General features: G+C 44.3%; 20 protein-coding genes and 2 other annotated features. Of the genes, 3 read left to right on the forward strand and 17 right to left on the reverse strand.

What is annotated here, in order from left to right; translation table 11 throughout:
• Positions 1-3: 3 nt before the first annotated feature.
• The 10 genes from M1J35_RS15475 to M1J35_RS15520 all read right to left on the reverse strand — a co-directional run bounded on the left by M1J35_RS15475 (position 4) and on the right by M1J35_RS15520 (position 9,489).
• Positions 4-615, reverse strand: coding sequence for a phosphoribosylanthranilate isomerase (locus M1J35_RS15475; protein WP_061811375.1), 612 nt, complete (start codon positions 613-615; stop codon positions 4-6).
• A complete protein-coding gene (gene trpC, locus M1J35_RS15480; protein ID WP_254651668.1) occupies positions 612-1,400 on the reverse strand; it encodes an indole-3-glycerol phosphate synthase TrpC in 789 nt (262 codons plus the stop codon). The genes M1J35_RS15475 and trpC overlap by 4 nt, the downstream gene beginning before the upstream one ends.
• Positions 1,401-2,426, reverse strand: a complete 1,026-nt coding sequence (gene trpD / locus M1J35_RS15485; protein WP_254651669.1) for an anthranilate phosphoribosyltransferase — start codon at positions 2,424-2,426, stop codon at positions 1,401-1,403. It abuts the gene before it with no gap.
• Positions 2,398-3,009: an anthranilate synthase component II gene (locus M1J35_RS15490; protein WP_224519756.1), complete on the reverse strand. Its 612-nt coding sequence runs from the start codon at positions 3,007-3,009 to the stop codon at positions 2,398-2,400. The genes trpD and M1J35_RS15490 overlap by 29 nt, the downstream gene beginning before the upstream one ends.
• On the reverse strand, positions 3,006-4,403 hold the full coding sequence (gene trpE, locus M1J35_RS15495; protein ID WP_254651670.1) for an anthranilate synthase component I: 1,398 nt from the start codon (positions 4,401-4,403) through the stop codon (positions 3,006-3,008). Before trpE ends, M1J35_RS15490 begins: the two co-directional genes overlap by 4 nt.
• A gap of 73 nt (positions 4,404-4,476) precedes the next feature.
• Positions 4,477-4,720: a binding site (T-box leader), on the reverse strand.
• 46 nt (positions 4,721-4,766) lie between these two features.
• Positions 4,767-5,013: a binding site (T-box leader), on the reverse strand.
• Positions 5,014-5,104: 91 nt separating this feature from the next.
• A complete protein-coding gene (locus M1J35_RS15500; RefSeq protein ID WP_254651671.1) occupies positions 5,105-5,962 on the reverse strand; it encodes a GNAT family N-acetyltransferase in 858 nt (285 codons plus the stop codon).
• Between the two features lie 48 nt (positions 5,963-6,010).
• Complete coding sequence (locus tag M1J35_RS15505) at positions 6,011-7,507, reverse strand: FAD-dependent oxidoreductase (RefSeq protein ID WP_254651672.1); 1,497 nt, start codon at positions 7,505-7,507, stop codon at positions 6,011-6,013.
• A gap of 74 nt (positions 7,508-7,581) precedes the next feature.
• The gene (gene panF / locus M1J35_RS15510) at positions 7,582-9,024 is read right to left on the reverse strand and encodes a sodium/pantothenate symporter (protein ID WP_254651673.1); all 1,443 of its coding nucleotides are present in this window, start codon (positions 9,022-9,024) and stop codon (positions 7,582-7,584) included.
• Positions 9,017-9,292 carry a YhdT family protein gene (locus tag M1J35_RS15515; protein ID WP_254651674.1) on the reverse strand — a complete coding sequence of 92 codons (276 nt, stop codon included), beginning with the start codon at positions 9,290-9,292 and terminating at the stop codon, positions 9,017-9,019. Before M1J35_RS15515 ends, panF begins: the two co-directional genes overlap by 8 nt.
• A 41-nt stretch (positions 9,293-9,333) precedes the next feature.
• Complete coding sequence (locus tag M1J35_RS15520) at positions 9,334-9,489, reverse strand: hypothetical protein (protein WP_254651675.1); 156 nt, start codon at positions 9,487-9,489, stop codon at positions 9,334-9,336.
• 138 nt (positions 9,490-9,627) lie between these two features.
• Between M1J35_RS15520 and M1J35_RS15525 the strand changes: the two genes are divergently transcribed.
• On the forward strand, positions 9,628-11,178 hold the full coding sequence (locus M1J35_RS15525; protein WP_254651676.1) for a hypothetical protein: 1,551 nt from the start codon (positions 9,628-9,630) through the stop codon (positions 11,176-11,178).
• 11 nt (positions 11,179-11,189) lie between these two features.
• Here the strand turns inward: M1J35_RS15525 and M1J35_RS15530 are convergent, their stop codons facing one another.
• Both M1J35_RS15530 and M1J35_RS15535 read right to left on the reverse strand, forming a co-directional pair.
• On the reverse strand, positions 11,190-11,885 hold the full coding sequence (locus tag M1J35_RS15530) for a phosphatase PAP2 family protein (RefSeq protein ID WP_224519748.1): 696 nt from the start codon (positions 11,883-11,885) through the stop codon (positions 11,190-11,192).
• Positions 11,886-11,915: 30 nt separating this feature from the next.
• Positions 11,916-12,746, reverse strand: a complete 831-nt coding sequence (locus tag M1J35_RS15535; RefSeq protein WP_224519747.1) for a non-homologous end joining protein Ku — start codon at positions 12,744-12,746, stop codon at positions 11,916-11,918.
• A gap of 139 nt (positions 12,747-12,885) precedes the next feature.
• Between M1J35_RS15535 and M1J35_RS15540 the strand changes: the two genes are divergently transcribed.
• On the forward strand, positions 12,886-14,748 hold the full coding sequence (locus M1J35_RS15540) for a DNA ligase D (protein ID WP_254651677.1): 1,863 nt from the start codon (positions 12,886-12,888) through the stop codon (positions 14,746-14,748).
• A gap of 30 nt (positions 14,749-14,778) precedes the next feature.
• Here M1J35_RS15540 and dapF read toward each other — a convergent pair whose 3' ends face one another.
• A complete protein-coding gene (gene dapF / locus M1J35_RS15545; RefSeq protein ID WP_254651678.1) occupies positions 14,779-15,774 on the reverse strand; it encodes a diaminopimelate epimerase in 996 nt (331 codons plus the stop codon).
• A gap of 120 nt (positions 15,775-15,894) precedes the next feature.
• Here dapF and M1J35_RS15550 point away from each other — a divergent pair, with 120 nt between their 5' ends.
• The gene (locus M1J35_RS15550; RefSeq protein ID WP_254651679.1) at positions 15,895-16,236 is read left to right on the forward strand and encodes a hypothetical protein; all 342 of its coding nucleotides are present in this window, start codon (positions 15,895-15,897) and stop codon (positions 16,234-16,236) included.
• A gap of 2 nt (positions 16,237-16,238) precedes the next feature.
• Here M1J35_RS15550 and M1J35_RS15555 read toward each other — a convergent pair whose 3' ends face one another.
• The 4 genes from M1J35_RS15555 to M1J35_RS15570 all read right to left on the reverse strand — a co-directional run bounded on the left by M1J35_RS15555 (position 16,239) and on the right by M1J35_RS15570 (position 20,823).
• On the reverse strand, positions 16,239-17,486 hold the full coding sequence (locus tag M1J35_RS15555; RefSeq protein WP_254651680.1) for an EAL and HDOD domain-containing protein: 1,248 nt from the start codon (positions 17,484-17,486) through the stop codon (positions 16,239-16,241).
• 202 nt (positions 17,487-17,688) lie between these two features.
• The gene (locus M1J35_RS15560; protein ID WP_159362127.1) at positions 17,689-18,978 is read right to left on the reverse strand and encodes an NCS2 family permease; all 1,290 of its coding nucleotides are present in this window, start codon (positions 18,976-18,978) and stop codon (positions 17,689-17,691) included.
• Positions 18,979-19,146: 168 nt separating this feature from the next.
• The gene (ribE, locus tag M1J35_RS15565; RefSeq protein ID WP_044336602.1) at positions 19,147-19,617 is read right to left on the reverse strand and encodes a 6,7-dimethyl-8-ribityllumazine synthase; all 471 of its coding nucleotides are present in this window, start codon (positions 19,615-19,617) and stop codon (positions 19,147-19,149) included.
• 12 nt (positions 19,618-19,629) lie between these two features.
• Positions 19,630-20,823: a bifunctional 3,4-dihydroxy-2-butanone-4-phosphate synthase/GTP cyclohydrolase II gene (locus tag M1J35_RS15570; protein ID WP_254651681.1), complete on the reverse strand. Its 1,194-nt coding sequence runs from the start codon at positions 20,821-20,823 to the stop codon at positions 19,630-19,632.
• Between the last annotated feature and the right edge of the window lie 15 nt (positions 20,824-20,838).

Raw genomic sequence — 20,838 nt, forward strand, 5'->3', positions numbered from 1 at the left:
ATTTTATACAAGCACTGATTTCGCTTCCCTTATGAATGCTTCCATCTTTAACCGGTCCTTCTTCCCATCCGTCTCCACCCCACTCGAGACATCCACCATATAGGGACGGACCTTTGTTATGGCTTCCCTGACATTGTCCGGATTTAATCCTCCTGCAAGAATCAGCTGCTGAGGAATGTTGATGGAATGTGCATAATCCCAATTGAATGTGGTGCCATTGCCACCACGATGGGGTCCCTTTCCGCTATCCAACAAAACCATCTCTCCCGGAAATTCATCGATACCTTCTATATCATTTCTTTCCTTCACCGAAATCGCCTTGATAAAAGGGAGATTGAGAGTTTCACAGAATTCCACTGATTCATCCCCGTGCAGCTGAACATAATCGAGCTGAACGAGATGAAAGATTTCTTCCATTCTTTCTACTGATTCATTTACAAACACACCGATTTTCAATAGATCTGGAGAAACGGATTTGCTGATCTCGGCCGCTTTCTCAACATCGACTTTCCTTTTACTCTCGGCAAACACGAACCCTATGGCATCGGCTCCCGCTTCCAGTGCCCACTCGGCTTCTACTTGTCTTCTGATGCCGCAGACCTTGACTTTCGTCATTTCTTCTCACCTTTTTCAACCTTGAGAGCGGAGAGGGTAACGGCGGGATCTGTACTTCTCATTAACGTTTCCCCGACGAGGATCCCTTGTGCCCCTGCATCTTTCACTCTCCTTGAATCCGACTCATTTCTGATCCCACTTTCACTAATAAGTACGACGTCCCTTCCCTTCACCATCGAAGCCAGTGTTTCAGTGATCAATAGATCCACTTCGAAGGTTTTCAGGTTCCGATTATTCACCCCGATTATAGTGGCACCGAGTTCTAAGGCGTCCATCATTTCTTCCTCCTTGTGAACTTCTACAAGAACCTCCAGTCCAAGATTTGATGCATAAGAATATAATTCCTTAAGTCTGGTGAAATCCAGTGCAGCCACAATTAGAAGAATCACATTCGCCCCTGCATCCCTGGCACGATCGATTTGGATTTCATCGATGATAAAGTCCTTACACAGAATCGGGATCGATACGGATCTTCGAACATTCGCAAGATCCCCCATCCTCCCCTTGAAAAATGGTGTATCCGTCAGAACAGATATGGCGCATGCTCCGGCTTCTTCATAGATAGCGGCCTGTAATTCCGGATCGACTTCTGTCCGGATATCGCCTTTTGATGGTGATGCCCGCTTGATTTCAGCTATGACTTGTAGGGAGGAAGCCGATTTAAGCGTTTCGTATAGTGATGCGGTCGGAATGCTTTGATTATGAAAGGATTGATATCCGGATTGTTTTAACTCCTTCACTTCTTCTTTCTTCTTTTCAATGATGGTGTCTAAAATGGTTGCCACTCAAATCACCTGCTTTCGTCGTTGTCGGCTATAGTGTACAAGGGATGAGAGTGCGTCATTTGCCCGTCCGCTTTCTATACTTTCCCTTGCCAGTTTTACACCTTCTCGGAAGGTCGAAGCTTTACCATGAGCAACTAAGGCAATTCCTGCGTTGAATAGGACCGTATCCGTATAGGCTCCTTCTTTCCCTTGTAGGACGTCCTGTAAGATGCGGGCATTGTCACGTGCATCTCCTCCTTTTATCTCTTCAAGGGTATAAGATGGGAGCCCGACTTCGTTCCCTGATAATGTAAATGAGCTGATTTCACCATTCTCTAAAAGGACAAGATGATTTTCACCTGCAAGTGACGCTTCGTCCATGTAGTCCGCCCCATTCAAAACGATTGCCCGCTTTCTTCCCAATTCACGTAAGACACGTGCCATTATTTCCAGCTTATCTCTTCTGTACACCCCGACCAACTGGGTTTCCAATTGAACGGGATTCGTTAGTGGACCAATCAGATTAAAGATGGTCGGGATTTTCAATTCTTTCCGTACCTTCATGATTTTTTTCAGCCCAGAATGAATATGAGGGGCATAGAGGAAGGCGATATTGGTTTCATTCAGGAGAATTTCCACTTCATGGGCCTGAAAGTCCAATGAGATGCCCAGATGTTCCAATACATCTGCACTGCCGGTCCTGCTTGATATGCTGCGATTTCCGTGCTTTGCGACTTTGACGCCTGCCCCCGCCAATACGAATGCGCTTGTTGTACTGATATTAAAGCTCTGGGATCCATCTCCACCTGTCCCACAGTTATCCAATACATCCTTTAATGTGCTGGTTACGGGCAATGCCTTCTCTCGAAGCACTTCAACCAGGGCTGTCATTTCCCCCACTGTTTCGCCCTTCATTTTTAACAGGGTCAAGAAACAGGCTATCTGACTCTCGGTCGTGTCTTCCTTGAATAATTCCTGAACGGCTCCCCTCATTTCTTCTCTTTCTAATGAATGACCATCAGACAGCTTTTGTAGATATCTTTTCACGGTTATTCCCCTTTCTCATCTCGCCTAAAAAGTTTTGAATGATCTTCTTTCCTGTTTTCGTCCCGATGGACTCTGGATGGAATTGAACCCCAAACAAAGGAGATCTCATATGCTTGATGGCCATGATTTCCCCGTCATCCATGGAAAGGGCAACTGTCTCCAGTGGTTCTGGCAGAGTCCCTTTTTTGATGACCAGTGAATGGTACCTCATCACTTCCAACGGCTGTGGCAAATATTCAAATATCCCTTCACCACTATGTTTGATAAGTGAGGTCTTTCCATGCATGACCTTTTCAGCTATTTCAACGGTTGCCCCAAAGGCTGCCCCGATTGCCTGATGACCGAGACAAACGCCGAGAATCGGCACACTAGCGTGAAGATTCTGTATAATAGAGGTGCAAATACCCGCATTTTCAGGCTTACCTGGTCCAGGGGAAAGGATGATCCCTGAAGGATCCAGTTTTTTTATTTCTTCCAATGAAATCGCATCATTCCGTCTGACCACTACCCTTTCACCAAGTTCTTCAATATATTGATACAGGTTATACGTAAACGAATCATAGTTATCAATGAGTAGAATCATCCCGTCACCTCCAATAATGATTTCGCTTTATTCAACGTTTCTTCATACTCAGATTCCGGATCTGAATCATACACGATGCCCGCCCCTGCTTGAACATTGGCAACACCATCTTTCACGACCATTGTTCGGATCGCCAGGGCAAAGTCCAGATTGCCGTTGACCCCGATATATCCGACTGCGCCTGAGTATACTCCACGTTTTGTCGTTTCAAGTTCATTGATGATCTGCATGGCCCTGATCTTCGGTGCCCCGCTCACTGTTCCTGCAGGCAAACAGCCTGTTAATGCTTCAAGGGGGGTTACTTCTTCCTTCAATTTACCCTTCACCTCTGAAACGATGTGCATCACATATTTATACCTCTCAATGGTTAAGTACTTGGATAATCGGATGGATCCAATTTCACAAATCCTTCCCAGATCATTCCTGCCTAAGTCCACAAGCATTCGATGCTCAGCCATTTCCTTTTCATCCGATAGCAGCTCCCTCTCAAGCTTTCCATCTTCTTCATCGGTATTCCCTCTGCGCCTTGTACCTGCAATGGGATTCGTTGTGATCTGACTGCCCTGTACCTTCAACATGCTTTCTGGGGATGCCCCCAATACGACGTACTCTTCAAAGTCGATGAAGAACATATATGGTGACGGATTGGATTGCCTTAAGCCCCTATAGAATGTGAAAGGATCTCCGGAAAAGGATGCCTGCAGCCTTTGGGAAAGCACCACTTGAAAGATTTCTCCTTCCTGAATCGACTGCTTCGCTCTTTCCACTCTCTCCATATAATCATCTTTTGACGTTCGAGCATGAAAGGAAAGACGATCCAGTTTTTCTTTGTTTGTGCCCAAATACACATTTGTCAGCTCTTCTTCGATTTCTTTCACTTTTTCCTGAAGATCCACATCCATTTCTACTGTCCATTCATTCATGACAATGATGTATACTTTATGCTCAAGATGATCAAAGACGATGACTTTTTCATAGAACATGAGATGAATGTCCGGCATCTCCAATTCGTCATGGGGGGTGATACCGATTCCCTCGTAATGTCTGATCACATCATATCCTAAATACCCAACCCCTCCACCTGTGAAAGGAAAGGGTGCACCTTCTAAAGGGACGTGGGGAATAAGGCTTTGAATCATCTCGACGGGGTCCCCTGTTCGTTCCTCTACTCGATCAGTAGACGTTTTTATAATCTGTACGGTATCCCCATATGCTTTACATTCCATGAACGGATCGCTTCCCACAAAAGAATAGCGACCGGATTGTTCGTGTTTCAGCGAACTCTCCAATAAAAATTTCTTCTTCCCCTTTAGGGATTGAAAGAGTGATATTGGTGTGTACATATCACCATTCAATTCTTTCACGACATAGTTTAAATCTTGGTGCTTCATCATTGATATCCTCCTATTCGCTTTCACCTTTTAAAAAGTCCATAAAAAAAGTCCCCTATGAACAGAAATACTGTTCATAGAGGACGATGCTGACCGCGGTGCCACCTCTATTGGGATATACTTATATCCCCTCTTGGTTCAAGTACGGGGTTTATCACCCGATACTCTATCCTTTTAACGGTGGAAATCCGTACGACCCTACTTCATTCAGATCATCTCTCATAAGTCCATTCCAGACAAGCTATCATGCTAAGGTCTCACTGTCCTTAACTCCCTGTTATGCATCACTTGAATGTACTCCTCTTATTCAACGATTTATCAATATAATAGAATAAAAAAAGGCATCCCAATCCTTATCTTATAAAAAGAAAGGACGGGATACCCGTGGTGCCACCTTTGTTGACTGCTTTTACAGTCCACTCAATCGTATCGGAGCAAAATGCTCTAATACGCGTCTTTTGTAACGATAAGACATTCGCCAAAGCCTACTTCCCAAAGGTTTCGGTTTGGAAGCTCGGAAGTCCATTCCCTAGTAACGATCACACTGGTTCACACCAACCACCAGCTCTCTGAAGTGTCGATTAAAGGTACTCCTCTTCGTCAAAGCCATTCGCTCATTTAATTGATTGTTTATTATACTAATCGCTTTTTCTCACGATGTCAACCATTTAATGAATATTCTATTCCAACTTGTGCTGATTGGTTCAAACAATGGTGATCATCATGGAATCACAGACTGGTTTATAACCGATTTCCATATAGATCTTGTTCGATGTGGGATTATCCAGGTCCGTATAGAGGGAACAAAAGGAGTGTTCATGCAGTAACAGACGGCTCAGTTCCGCTACAACAGAAGAGGCGTATCCCTTCTTCCTGAATTCGGATGGGGTATAGACAAAATTTACGGTAATCCCGTTTTTCGTTCTTCTTGCCCCCCTTGCCATGGAAACAGGCTGTCCGGCCACTTCCCAAAAGAACACATAGCGTTCATTATCAATCATATCTTTCGCCCTTTTGAGCGCTTCATCACCGGACAAAGTTATAAGTTCTGTATCTGCGACAAATTCACTGATCCACTCGGCCAGGAGCCCCTCTTGACCTGAACGAACCGGGACCATTACCCCTTCACTCAACTGAACATCATTCACTTCATTCAATTGATACACCCGTTGGTTCATACGGATGGTGAAACCCTTCCCCGTAACGTGACACCAGGCATGGGTCAATTGAAGTGCGGTTTCTTTCTCAGCAACAAAACCGGGGATCGTGATTCCGGAATCCTCACAAAACGTATTGAGCTGTTCGGCTATTGCCTGGATATCATCCTTCCCTACTTTCAGGGTAGCGACAAGGTAATGAGGTGGAGTCATGATGAATGATCCCACTGCGTCTTCATCCTTATTTTCCACTAAAAGCAGAAGTGGATCTATATATTTGTCACTCGTTTTCATAGTATTCAATAATCCCAAAGGCAGATTATTCGCTGCCTCATCTTCCATAAGGAGAGAATGAACCTTATCATGGAAGGCTATTGGGTCGTCATACTGTGTCAGCTTATACATATTATCACCCCATCACAACATTCTACATACGGGATCCTGATTCCTGCTTTATGTTGGAAGCTTTTTCCCTGTGATAGAGTGAAAGACATGGTACCCACTGACAGACACCCCGATGGTACCCGCACCTGGGAAGATAGAATCTCCATACATCCAGACATTCTCAAGTGGAGTCCTGTGCGATAGACTGTTAAAGAGAGCGTGATCATTGGTTTGGGGGAATCCCCCTACAATGCCGCCGGGCCGCCCCGTATATCGTTCCCACGCTTTGGGCGCACCCGGGTAGAATTCTATCAGACTACTTCTAATAGTAGGTATGACCATCTCTATTGAATCCAGCATCTTCTCTTTAAGATTCTCCTTGTACCAATCATATTTTTCTTTTGTGTCCCAATTCTCTAATTTTGTATGGGTGGATACCGTCATAGTACGGAAACCTTCCGGCGCCCGCTGCCGGTCATCCGGATGGGATAATGATAAGAACAGATGGTCTCCTTCCGTCATATGACCATCATTGCTTGTGCAAATTTGCGTAAACAGGGGGAGAGTTTCCTGCAGTGATTCTTCTTTCAATAACATATAAAGGGTCATGGTCCCCCACACAGCCTCTCTTTCTTTTCCTTTCAAATAGGTTTTAATCATTGGTGCATATTCGTCAGGGAATAGATTCTTGAGTGACTGGACAGGAACGTTGCATATGACATGATTGGCATGATATTCATTCCCTCTATGATCAGAGACGATCCACTCCTGAAGATGCTCATCACGTGTAATGCTTACCACTTTCCTCCCCAGGGTCGCTTTAACCCCATGCGATACCGATGCATCGACCAGACATTCGGCTATGCGATATAAGCCACCTTCAAGGTAGAAGGCCCCCTCATGATACATATCAAGTGCCAGGCATCCGAGTAATAACGAACATTGGTCGCTCTCCACCTGCATACTGTCGATCAGCTGTCCATCAATAAAATGTTTGAAGGATGTGTGGACATGCAGGTCATGTTTCTTCAGCAGATCGAGCATGGTCTTTTGAAAGCCTGGCAGAAGGGTCAGTGAACCCAGATTCAGGCTCATAATGAGCTCCTTCCACTCTCTTAGCGTCCTCGGCGGAAGGATGGGCAGGGAATCCACGAGTCTCCGTATTTTTTTTGCGATCCTGTACAAATCCTTGAAGTAACAGGCAATTTTATCTGCACTATCAGGAAACGCTTTCATCAACCCATTTACATGCGATTTCCGATTCCGATGGAAAGTTAAGCTAACCTCCGGAAGATGAACGTCCATTACCCGCTCAAGGAGTTGAGTCGACGGCAACTCAATGCCGAGGTACTGGAAGATGCGTTGATGAATTCCCCCCGTTTCGAACCCTATTCCAAGAGTCGCCCCGACTGGAAATAACGCTTCTCCCCGTTGGAACTTCCCGGCACAGCCTCCCCATTCCCTTGAAGCTTCAAGGACATGTACATGATACCCGGCACTTCCAAGGAGGGCAGCAGCAGTGAGCCCCCCGATCCCTCCTCCGACCACGACTACAGAATGTTCCATATTCCCTCATCCCATCCTTCATTTATTACTATTCAATGTACTGTATTGCGTTAGAAAAGACAAAAATGGATGGGTTACTTAAACCCATCCATCCGAAGTTTCGATTGAGTAGCCAAAGAAGCCAGTACATACATGAAAAAGGAAATGATAATAGGAAAGATGACCGTATTCATATCTAAATAGTTTGGTGCAAAACTATGAAATAAAATATACGCCATCAATCCTGAAACCATGGAAGCAAGCGCACCAGCACTATTTCCCTTTTTCCAGTACAGTCCGAGTACAATTGGCCAGATAAAGACTGCTTCAAGACCTCCGAAAGAAAATAAATTAAGCCAGATAATCAATTCAGGCGGGCTTAATGCCATGAGAAAAACCATTATACCTGTAATACTCGTCACCCAGAAGCTGATCGTCTTGATCTGCTTTTCTTTTGCATCTTTATTGATGAAATTCATATAAACGTCTTTCACGATGGCTGATGATACAATCAACAGCAACGAATCCACCGTCGACATGATGGCTGCCATGGGAGCTGCCAGAACAATTCCCGCAAGCCACGGAGGAAGCACCTCAAGCGCAAGGAGAGGCATGACTTTGTCCGCCACTTCGATTCCCGGCAGGACGACTCTTGCCAGAACGCCGATAAGATGCATGCCAAGCATGATCGAACCCACGACGATCGTGCCGATAATCAGTGCCCTGTGCAGAGAACGGGAATTTTTATAGCTCATGGCCCTTACGGCTACTTGTGGAAGTCCAACGACCCCCACTCCCACTAAGATCCAGAAGGACGAGATATACTTTGCACTCAATTCACCGTTTGGTCCATGAGGACTTAGTAAATTCGGATTTTCAGCCTGCAATTCCATCATGATCTTTTCCATTCCTCCACCTGCCATGATAGTAGCAATCAGCAGGATCAATGTCCCTACAAGCATGACAACTCCCTGGATCGCATCTGTGATGGCCACGGCGCGGAAACCGCCGATCGTCACATACACGAGGACGGAGATGGCAAACAGGAACAGAGCGGTTTCATAGCTCAATCCCGTCAATGATTCGATTAAACGTGCCCCTCCTACCCACTGGGCTATCATGGCAGAGAATAAGAACAAGATGATACTGATGGCCGATAGGACCGTTATCTTATTGCTTCCATATCTCCCCTGTAAATAATCGATCAATGTAACGGCTTTATACTTCCTTGACATAATGGCAAACTTCTTACCGAGTATAAGCAGAACAAAATATCCTGTCACAACCTGGCTCATGGCAAGGAGCACCCAAGATAGCCCATATGTATATGCAGCACCCGGACCACCGATGAAGCTGCTGGCACTGCCGTATGTAGCAATCATCGTCATGGCGAGGATAAAGCCTCCGAGTTGTCGGCTGCCGAGGAAATATTCCTGTACAAAGGAGTCTGATCTGCTTACGGTTCTAGCGGTATAAATCCCTACTATGAAAATCAAAATCAAAAAGGCAAATAAGGGAATCATTGCCATACTATTCATGACCATCCTCCTCATCACCAAACGGAATATCTGTCAGAAAGTATTTCACCACAATGATCACTAAAAATACCATAAGAAGAAATCCCACAATACAGCTATAGAAGAACCATGCCGGCATCCCTAAGATACAATCGTACTCCGATACAGGCTGTCCGCCGAGTCCAAATGCAAATCCATACCACCACAAAAAATTTATGAGAACGAGTGCAACACCAATTAATGCTTCGTGGTTGGCGATCCGAAACCGTCTGTCATCCTTATGATTCACTTTCTATTATCCCTCCCCGTAAATAAACATCCTTTAACAATTTACGACATGATGATATGAAATGCAAGAAAAAGCCAGGCCTGAAGCATCGCTCCAGGCCTGGCTTTTTGAACTAATAAAAGGGGGTAATCATGAACCATTCTCTCTATCTGAAAGAGGGGGAACTCTTTTTTAATGAGAATGATTTTCAATATCATTGTAATCCCTCCAAAAATAAAAGTCAACACAAAAGTTCATGTCCCTAAAGGAAAAATCTGGTGAATATAAATAAGAATTGTGGTAAAATTCTAAAATGTACTCACATGTTTTAAGAGAGAGAATGAGGGGGAATGAATGTGAGAGCAAAATTAAAAACATTTGGAATACCAATCGTGTTCATTTTATTATTGATTGGTGCACTTTTCTTTCACCAGCTTCTGAACGTCAAACAACAGCCGGATCCCGATTGGAGCAGGTCGATCCCTTTGGGCTATTCATCTGAGGAACGTCCGCTTGTCTTCTATAACGAGGAGGGACTATTCTTAGCAAGCAATGGAAAGGTAGATCAATTTTCGTTCGATGAATCACTTAATCCAAATAAAGAAGGTTCATTGAATATAAGCGTGACAAGGGGCAAGCCTTTTTGGACGGATGGAAATAAGATCATACAAGTGAAGAGTGACCAGCTCATTTCATCCGATGACACCGGAGACAAGACCATCGATGATAACGTAACGGGAATCAGCACTTCATCAAACACAATCTATTACTGGAAACAAGAAGTCCTGTACTCTCTTTCTCCAGCTGATCTTTCCAGCAAGGAAGTTTACAGATTCCCTGATGAAGTCCTTGATGCCTATGTCGAAAACGACGGAAGTGCCGTAGTACAAATAAAGCAGGATGATACCCATGCCCATCTTTACTATTTAGATGAAGAATTACAATTGGTGAAGCAGCCGTTTGCCGTGGTCAAAACAGCGACGAATCATCATATTAACGGGTTATCCTTCATAAAAGAAAACAATCAATTAACACTATTGTACAATGAAGAAATGCGTGCCCAAGGTACATTATCCTATAAGATATGGAAATTGGAAACACCCATGAGCGATATAGGAACGTCGATCATAAAGCCTGTCCAGGTTGCATTTACAAATGACCAATCAGGCTTCAAATTGGAAAGTCCGAGGTCCGTGCAGTTTGCAGACATCGATGGAAAGCGGTCGATCCTCTTCACATCCGAGAGCCACAAAGTAGGCGGACAAAATACCATCAGTCTGTACGTTGCACCTTTCAGTGAATCCAATCAGTTTGTGGCTACGCCTATAAGTACAAGCAAGCACTTTACATATTCACCACTTCAGATTTCCGATCAAGAAATCGCCTGGCTTGATTATGGCGGTGATTATTATGAACTGTTCGGCGCCTCACAGGATGAAAAAGCCATTGTCAAAAGTACGGAATGGTCGAAACGAAGCGTAAAGGAAGCCTTGAACAACTCGGTGCTCATGCTGTTCAGCAGTTTGGTCACTATTTTGGTTTCGTTTTATTGGGTACTTCCTTCCCTGTTTGTCTTGATCCTTCTTTATATGTTCAAACCGAATATGTTTGAAAAAGAAGAAATCAACTGGGTGGAATATGCTTCGATCATTCTATTCATCCTTATGCCACTGACATTCATCGGTAAGGCGATGGGAGATTATTTCTATTTTTCAGCTCCCGGCTATCTCACATTTACGGGAAGTGAGTATGTATTATTAGCGGTAATCAGCATCCTTACTGCACTGCTTTGGAAAGTTGGCAGAGATCCGGACTGGGGTACATTCGGAGGAGTATTTTATTTCATGGGAATCTATATTCTTCTATATGTCACGTCCATCGGTCCGTATATCTTTAATTTGTTTTAATACAAAAACGCTCAGGTCTCCTGAGCGTTTTTTATATGCATATCTTCATCTTCTCTCCAATGCTTGCGTTTGTAGAAATACATATAGATCGTGATGCAAAGGGTCAGCCAGGCACCGCCTGCTGTGAATCCGCCAATGATGTCACTTGGATAATGAACCCCAAGGTATACCCTGCTCAATCCAATCAGCAGGACAAGCATGGCGACCAGTATCACACTAGCCCATTTATACCGTTTACGATCCAGGGCACGGAACAGGATGAATGCCAGTGACCCATAAAATATGAATGAGCTCATGGAATGACCACTGGGAAAACTGTATCCCCCCTGCTGGATCAATGCTTCAATATCGGGCCGGTCCCGTTTAAAGATCCATTTTAAAAGCCCATTGAACCCCGCACCTGTCAGGATGGTAATCGCTACAAACAGAGCAAGTGGATATTTCTTCATAAACAGAAGGATGATGACTACACACCCGGTGAAGATGGTGATACCCTTTATTCCCCCTAAAAAAGTGATGACCGTCATGATTTCCGTTAATTTAGGTGAAATCGTCCCTCTGACGATGTCGAATACACCATTATCAAATTGGGCAATCTCATTTTCTTTCCATTCTTCCACGATCGATACAAATCCCCAGGTGAATACAATCAAACACAAAAGGGATACAGCGACAAAGACGCCTTGTTCAATATGTTTCTCCTTCAAGACTTCTCCCTCTCTCCTGACTCACGCCTTCTACTGAGCTTTTTTCTTAGAAGTCGTTTTCTTTTTAGTTGGTTTCTTTGCCTTTTTGGGCTTGGACGAATCGATGGATGCCTGCAGGGCCGCCATAAGATCCGTTACATTTTCTTTCGGTTCCTTTTCTTTGGATGTGACCATTTTTTCCCCTGTTTGTTTCGATTCTATCAATTGACTTAAGCGTTCACGATACTGATCCTTATAGTTCTCCGGCTGAAATTCTGTCGTCAGTTGATCTATGAGCATGGTCGCCGTCTCCAGCTCCTTTTCAGAAATATCATCTCCTTCAGGCACATTGGGGACATCACCGGTTCCTCTGACCTCATCGGGATAATGGATGGTTTCCATAACGAGGGTCTGCTCGTATACACGGACGATGGAAAGCTGTTCCTTCGACCGCATCGTGATCTTGGCTATCCCTACTTTCCCTGATTCCTGTAGGGCTTTTCTCAAAAGGGAATAAGCTTTTTTTCCGCCGTCGTTCGGTGAAACGAAATAACTTCGATCAAAGAAAATCGGATCGATTTCCTCCATCTTAATAAAATCCACAATCTCAACAGCCTTATCACCGCTTGCTTCCTTCAACTCATTCAATTCCTCATCTTCAAGGACGACAAATTTGCCTTTCGTCACTTCATATCCTTTCACGATATCGGCTTGATCCAGTTCCTTTTCACAAGCAGGACATACTTTTTCGTATTTAATGGGTGTATGACATTCTTTATGAAGTGAACGGAGCTTGATATCCCGGTCTTCTGTAGCAGAATGAAGTTTAATGGGGATGTTCACCAGTCCAAAGCTGATGGAACCCTTCCAAATAGTATGCATATCTTTCAATACCCTCCTTTACATAAACTAATCCCTTATCCATAGCATTTAGTTCCTGAACTTTCTTCATCCCTTTAAACATCTGGAAATATTCCGGGTCCAAAGCGGACACACTACTACTTAAAAAAAGGTGAAACAAATGAAACCGATGCTCCCAACATTACGTCATGAACTTCCTTCTGGTCATGACTGGCTATATGAGGTGAAATATGATGGCTTCCGTGGCATTTTATCTGTTCAATCCTCTGATCAAATCAGCCTTCAAAGCCGGAATGGGAAGGAACTTCTGAGTCACTTCCCTGAGATAAAGAAGCATATCCACCAATTACTTGATGAGCATACACTTCCCCTCCCTCTCGTTTTGGATGGAGAGGTTGTATTGTTACGATCCTCCTTCAGCACCGAGTTCCAGGAACTCCAGGTCAGGGGGAGAATGCGGAATGCTCACAAAATCCTACAGGCAGCTGCCAGTAGACCTGTTACCTTCCTTGCATTTGATTTACTTCAGTGTGGGAAGAAATCATATATTCAGGAACCCTATCTTAGGAGAAAAGAAAAACTGAAAGAGGTCTTCTCCCGCCTTCAATTACCGTTGGAACCTGCCCCGTCTCACCCATTGAGTTTGCAGATGGTCCCTTATTACCGAAACTTTGAGAGAGTATGGGAGCTCGTTCTAAATGATGAAGGGGAAGGGGTTGTAGCGAAGAGGAGCCAAAGTAAATGGGATGCGGGGAAACGGAGTGCTGACTGGATCAAATGTAAGAACTGGAAACATTGCCAATGCTTCATCACCGCACTGGATGATGCGAATGATTATTTCCATATCGGCGTTTACCATAACGGACAAATCATGCCGATCGGCTTATTTCATTTCGGTCTTTCTGCTGAGGAAAAAAGAACGGTAAAAACGACAATTAAGCAAAATAGTACAGAAAAAAACGATTCTCTTTATTCCATAGATCCGGCCATCACCGTAGAAATAGTCTATCTGAATTGGCATGAAGGAAAGCTTCGGGAACCCCATTTTAAACAATTCCTTTTTACCACTCCACCGGAAGCGTGCACACTTGAGCAATTTATGTTGGACGAAGCCTCCCTTCCAAGAGAGGTTGACATCACTCACCCGGAAAAGACATTGTTTCGGGAGGTTTCCATGACGAAACTGGATTATATCCGTTTCCTCCGAAAGATGTCTGTGGTGATTTTGCCCTTTTTAAAGAACAGACCCTTAACCTGCATTCGATTTCCCCACGGGGTTTTCGGTGAATCCTTTTACCAAAAAAACACTCCTGATTATTCTCCTGCTTTTGTTGAAACATACAAAGAGGATTCTATTCATTACACCCTTTGCAATAACCTGGAAACGTTGATATGGCTTGGAAACCAATTGGCACTCGAATTTCATGTCCCCTTTCAGAAAGCAGGAGAAGAATTCGTCAATGAGGTGGTTTTCGACTTAGATCCACCAAGCCGCGATCATTTTTCACTGGCCGTTAAAGCGGCCACCATCATGAAAGGATTATTTGACGGGCTGAACCTCAAAAGCTTTGTCAAAACATCGGGAAATAAGGGGCTTCAAGTGTATATCCCCCTCCCTCCAGGATATACGTGGGAAGAAACAGGGTTATTTACAGAATTCATTGCTCACTACCTTGTAACCAATAATCCGGGGGACTTCACGACCGAGCGGTTAAAGAAGAACCGCAAAGGCAGACTGTATGTGGATTATATACAACACGGTGAAGGCAAAACCATCATCGCCCCCTATTCATTGAGAGGGAATGAAGAGGCTTTGGTCGCCACTCCACTTTGGTGGGATGAAGTGAATGTAGATCTCAATCCTGAGATGTTTACCATTGACGCAGTTTTAAGAAGATTTCAGGAGAAAGGATGCCCCTTAACTGGTTTTGACCAGGTGAAAGCCTCTCAGCCATTTGACAAAGTCATTGATTTTTTGAAAAAGCAGGCCAACTCAAATAAAAAGGGTACCCCGAAATCATAGGGGCACCCTCTTTGGCTATCCATTGGTTATCTATGCGCTCATGAACACTTTGCTTTCGACGATTGACTTGGCATGGTTCTGTAAGTGCTCATACATGCCCTCTTCAGTGAATTCCTGCCTTGATACTTCATGATACTGCTCTGGATGGGAAAGGGACAATTCTAATTGGGATTGATAAAGATACGTTGCATTTCCAATCAACTCCATGTTGTATCGTCCTTCACCCAATTCGTTCACGACGACACGGACTTTCCCACCGTTATTGTATACATCGATCTCCTGACCGAACTCATTCTGCTGAAGCAGGCATGTTACAAGACTGGAAGCAGACATGGCTGTCCCACATGCATTCGTGAAACCGACACCTCTTTCATACGTACGAACATAGATGGATCCTTTTTCCAGAGGATGCACAAAACTGACATTGACTCCATCAGGAAACAGGTTATTGGGTCCATTCACTGTTTCAGCGATGGATTTCTGCTCGTTCGAGAGGATATGCTCTGTGCCGACGACACTGATCAAATGGGGGTTCGGCACCGCCAGGGCAGAAAAGGTCAAATGGTCTGAAATTTCAGGGATGCTTTCATTCACCAACGTTGCACGATCGATGTTCATTGGCAGTTGATCCAGCTGAAAAAGGACAGGGGAAATTTCAACATTATAGGTCGGGATGTTTTCGAAAATGGATTCCTGTGAAGATACGCGAAGATCAGCCTTCATCGTTTGAACGACGATGGTCTCTTTGTCCAACAGCTCGCATACATAGCGACCGACACATCGCAGGCCGTTTCCACACATCGAGGCCTCTGAACCATCTGCGTTGAAGACCCGCATTCTGGCATCACAATTTTCGCTTGATAATACAAACAAGATCCCATCTGCCCCGAAGGCCGACTTACGATCACATAGGGCCAGGGCAAGATTTTGTCTGGCTTCTTCAGTAAAATCATATCCATTCGTCATTTCATCAATAAGTAAAAAGTCATTTCCGGAGCCATGACATTTTATTAGATTCAAGTCCATCGTGAATCCCTCCACGCTAATTTACTAGTAAACTATTCATAATAGTCTTAGCTTGCCACAAACAAGCTCATTACGCAATCCTCTACCCCCTCATTTTCAAAAAATAAGGGATGTTCATAGTTGAATTATGTTGGTCATTTCGAGACAATGGAAGTGGTGATGATGATGAAGGAAGAATACCGTTTTCGTTTTCAGGTCCATAAAGTGGAAGAAGCGGGGGATGAATTTGAGTCAAGGGATGTGACTGTGTTCGCCCGGATCTTCAACGAAAAAAAAGACCTCGTCCATGAAGGTCTCTTTCGGGTGCGCTTTAATACAATCGGAATCTACCCTTTCCCTGCAGATGTTGGGCGTCAGATTTATTCAAAGCAACTGCAGCGGCTCTTGCTCATGGAATTGAAACGGTATATCAAACCCCAGAGAAAATATCTTATCCCGGGGGATTATAAACCTGTCTGGTAGCATTATGCCATCTCGGTTACTTCATGATTCAGAAGCTCTTCCGTCCACTTGCAGGAATGATGATAACTCTCCATCACTTCCCTTTTGGTTAACTTCAATTCTGTCATTTGCAATTCGATCTCTGTCCAGTTCGCCTGTTCGATGGAGAGGACGAGTTCCAATATCTTCTTAAGGTCATTACGTGAACCCGTCAAAGCATTGCAAATGTCGTCATTCAAAGGTAAATCCATCAAGATGCGCTCGATCGGCATGGATAGAATCGTATCCATCAAGGAAAACATACCCGTCAGGAAGTAACTTGATTTAATGGATGGCCGGTTGTGTTTTTCTGCCAGCAGCTCACACATCTTCGCCCTCGTCAAACATAATGTAATCACTTCATTGTCCAATTGTCTCTTCTTCCCCACCTGTTCCCTGACCGCCAAAATGTAGATCCATCTCTTGATCTCCACTAGACCTAATAGTACAATCGCCTGACGGATGGAATGAATCTTATGTCTCGGGCGGTATGCGGGAGAGTTGATCAATTTCAATAGTTTATAGGATAGGGAAAGATCCTGTTCGATCAATTGACTGATTCTTTCAATGTTCGGCTCCGTCATTTCCAGGCTCTGTATGATGGTATAATACGAATGGAAATAAGTCGGGACATCCTGAGTGGCGATGATCTTCGGCTTACTGAAGAAGTAGCCCTGAAAAAAGTGATACCCCTTAGCCAGCGCTTCTTCATACTGGTCCTCTGCTTCCACTTTCTCAGCAAGAAGCTTGAAGCCAAGTAAAGGGGAAAGGACCTCAATGCTTCCCCGCTCCGTATCAGTCGTGTTCATGAAATCCACCTTCACATAATCCGCCAGTTTCATCAATTCCCTGAAATATGGATTGTATTCATTGAATATAAAATCATCCAAGGCAATCTTATACCCCAGTTCTTTTAATTCCTGACACACGGCCAGCACATCAGGCCCTGGAACCACACTCTCGAGAATCTCCACAACGATCTCCCTGGGATTAAAATAAGTCGGGACTCTCAATCTTAGAAGATTCTCTGTAAAATTTATAAAACAAGGCTTTCCTGCTGAAAGGCTCTCCAGCCCGATATTTAAATAGCTGTTAATAATCACATCTGCGGTTGCCTGATCCCCGTCAATGGATGGAAACATATTGATTTCGTTGTTTCGGTAGAGAAGTTCATACGCCACCGTTTCTTGATTACGATTAAAAATTGGCTGCCGGGCAACAAATACTTCCATCAACATCACTCCTGCGTTCCAGTTCAACATTCGGAAAAATAGTTAAAAAGATTCATATTTTTTCTTTAATAGTAACAAGAAATATGTGGAAAGTCCATGTATTTTGACATTAGTTGTAAAATAAGGGAGGGGTACCCCGTAGTACGAATCAAACAAAAGAGGCCCCTCACAATGTGAGGGGCCTCTTTTGCTTACGTTCGCCTTAATGAATCGAATGAACAAAGAAATTCATCAGAAACAGCGCAGCGATGATATATAGAGGAATGGAAACTTCCCGCGCCTTACCTGTAGCCAATTTTAATACTGGATACAGAATAAAGCCGATGGCGATTCCGTCTGCGATACTGTACGTAAACGGAATCATCGCAATGATGAAAATGGCGGGAAACGCCTCTGTCAGATCACGAAGATCCATATGTCGTATATTTTGAATCATCAATCCGCCGATGATGATGAGAATCGGGGCGATGGCATGATCAGGAATCCACTTTAAATACGGAATGAACAGCACAGATCCCAAAAATAAAACGCCCGTAGTCAAGCTTGTCAATCCAGTCCGGCCTCCTGCCGTCATGGCTGCTGCACTTTCCACCGTCGAGACTGTCGGACTCGTTCCGAAAAACCCTGAGGTGAAAGCGGAAAAAGCATTAGCTTGAAAGGCTTTAGAATACTTATGCGGTTGATCGATCATATCCGTATGACCATGAACGAGACCGATGTTTTCAAATACCAGCACCATCGTGACAGAAAAAACCGCAATCCAAAACGGGATTTCCATAATGGCACTAAATGATATTTGACCGAATACCTGACTGTATTCACTCAGATGGAATGAGCTTGACTGAATGGAAGGCTCAATACCGAAGATGAATCCCAGCAGTGTACCGAATGCGATACTCCATAAAAATTGACCTTTAACATTGCGAATGAAAAGAAAAATCGTCACCAGGAACGTCAGCACCGTGGCCAACACCTTTAGCTCCCCAAAATCACCGATCATGATGATGGCACTGTCACCTCTTTGGATGAGGCCGCCTTTTTCAAGACCGATAAACATTAAAAACATCCCTAACCCTACAGTAATGGCTTCTTTTAATGTTTTGGGGATGGCTTCCGATAATACTTTGGAAAGCTTTGTAAATGCAATGATCATAAAGAGTATTCCTGAAATCACTATGACAGCTAATGCTTCCTGCCACGAAAGGCCTGACGACTTCACCAGGGTGAATGTAAACATTGCATTAATTCCCATGCCTGGAACCAGAAGGATCGGCGCATTTGCCCAAAAGGCCATCACCAAACACCCAACGAAGGAAGCAAGTATCGTTGCCATGACTGCCCCTTCAAATGGAATTCCAGCTTCAGAAAGAATTAAAGCATTTACAGCGATGATGTAGACAATCGTAAAGTAACCGATCGCACCTGCCATCATCTCCTGTTTCATCGTGGTACCGTGATCCTTTAACTGAAAAATACCTCCACGTGCTTTCATATAATCTTCCTATAAAACTGCCCTCTCCCTACCCGCTCGTCCCTTCATAAAGGGGAGCCACAAAATACTATTCTAGCAAAAGGTCTGACGTTTGCCAATATGTATTTTGGTGGGGGGGTGTCCCCTCAAAAAAAAACAAGTCTCCAGTGCAGGAGACTCGTCAAATTCTTATTTATCTATTTCACGGATCAAATTGGCCATTTCGATGGCTGAAACCGCCGCTTCCCATCCTTTGTTCCCGGCTTTTGTGCCGGCTCTTTCGATTGCCTGTTCGATTGTATCAGTCGTCAAGACCCCGAAGATGACCGGTACGTCTTCCTGCAGGCTGAGATTGGCCACTCCTTTTGCAACCTCTCCGCTTACGTATTCAAAATGAGCGGTTGCTCCACGGATGACCGTTCCCAAAGTTACAACGGCATCATATTTACCCGAACGCGCGAGTTTTTTTGCGATCATGGGAATTTCAAATGCTCCCGGGACCCAAGTGACGGAGACATTCCCTTCTTCAACACCGTGTCGCTTCAAGGCATCTTCCGCTCCGCCAAGCAGCTTAGATGTGATGAATTCATTAAAACGTGAGACGACGATGGCCACTCTTAAACCTGATCCTACTAAATTTCCTTCATAAATGGTTTTCATTGTAAATTCCCCCTAAAATTTAAGTAAATGTCCGAGCTTAGTGTGCTTTGTTTTTAAATACTTTTCATTTTCGAATTTTGCAGGCATCTGGATCGGCACCCGATCTGCAATTTCTAAACCGTATCCGTTGATCCCGGCGATCTTTCTAGGGTTATTGGTCAATAGGCGCATCCTGGTTATACCTAAGTCTCTCAGAATCTGCGCTCCGATTCCATATTCCCTTAAATCGTCACCGAAGCCCAGTTTTTGATTGGCTTCCACGGTATCATAGCCTTCTTCCTGAAGCTTATAAGCCTTCAGTTTGTTTATTAATCCGATCCCACGGCCCTCCTGCCTCATATAAAGCAGGACACCTTTGCCTTCTTCTTCAATCTGGGTAAGGGCTGTAGCGAGCTGAGGGCCACAATCACACCGATTGGAACCGAAAACGTCCCCTGTCAGGCATTCGGAGTGTACCCGCACCAGTACATCCTCTCCCTCTGACCATTCTCCTTTTACAAGGGCGATATGCTCTTTTCCTGTAAGATTTTCTGTGTAAGCAACCGCTTTGAAGTTTCCAAATTCGGTTGGAAGCTCAATTTCCACTTCCCTTGTCACAAGCATTTCTTTTTTTCTTCTATACCTGATCAAATCTTCTATGGAAATGATCTTTAGATCCCATTTTTCAGCGAGCTTCATTAATTCAGGCACCCTTGCCATCGTTCCGTCTTCATTCATGATTTCACAGATGACGCCGGACGGTTGTGCACCTGCCAGAACAGCCAGATCGATGGCTGCCTCTGTATGCCCTGCCCGCTTTAGAACCCCGCCATTTTTGGCGACAAGGGGAAATACATGTCCGGGACGTTTAAAGTCCTCCGGAATTGAATTCTTGTTCAATAATTCCTGTATAGTGGCCGATCTTTCAAATGCACTTATCCCCGTCGTTGCGGATTTATGATCAACTGATATGGTAAAGGCCGTGCCATGGGGGTCTGTATTCGACATAGTCATCGGCGTAAGCTTCAATTTGGTTGCTATTTCCTCCGTAATAGGGGCACAAATCAAGCCTCTCCCTTCTTTAGCCATAAAATTAATGACTTCAGGAGTCGCTTTATCCGCCAGGGCAATAAAATCTCCCTCATTTTCACGATTTTCGTCATCCACCACGATGACGACTTTGCCTGCCTGTAAATCTTCCAGAGCTTCTTCGATCTTATTAAACATGGGGCAACCCCTCCT

It is taken from the genome of Rossellomorea sp. KS-H15a, assembly GCF_024195245.1.
GTDB lineage: Bacteria > Bacillota > Bacilli > Bacillales > Bacillaceae_B > Rossellomorea > Rossellomorea vietnamensis.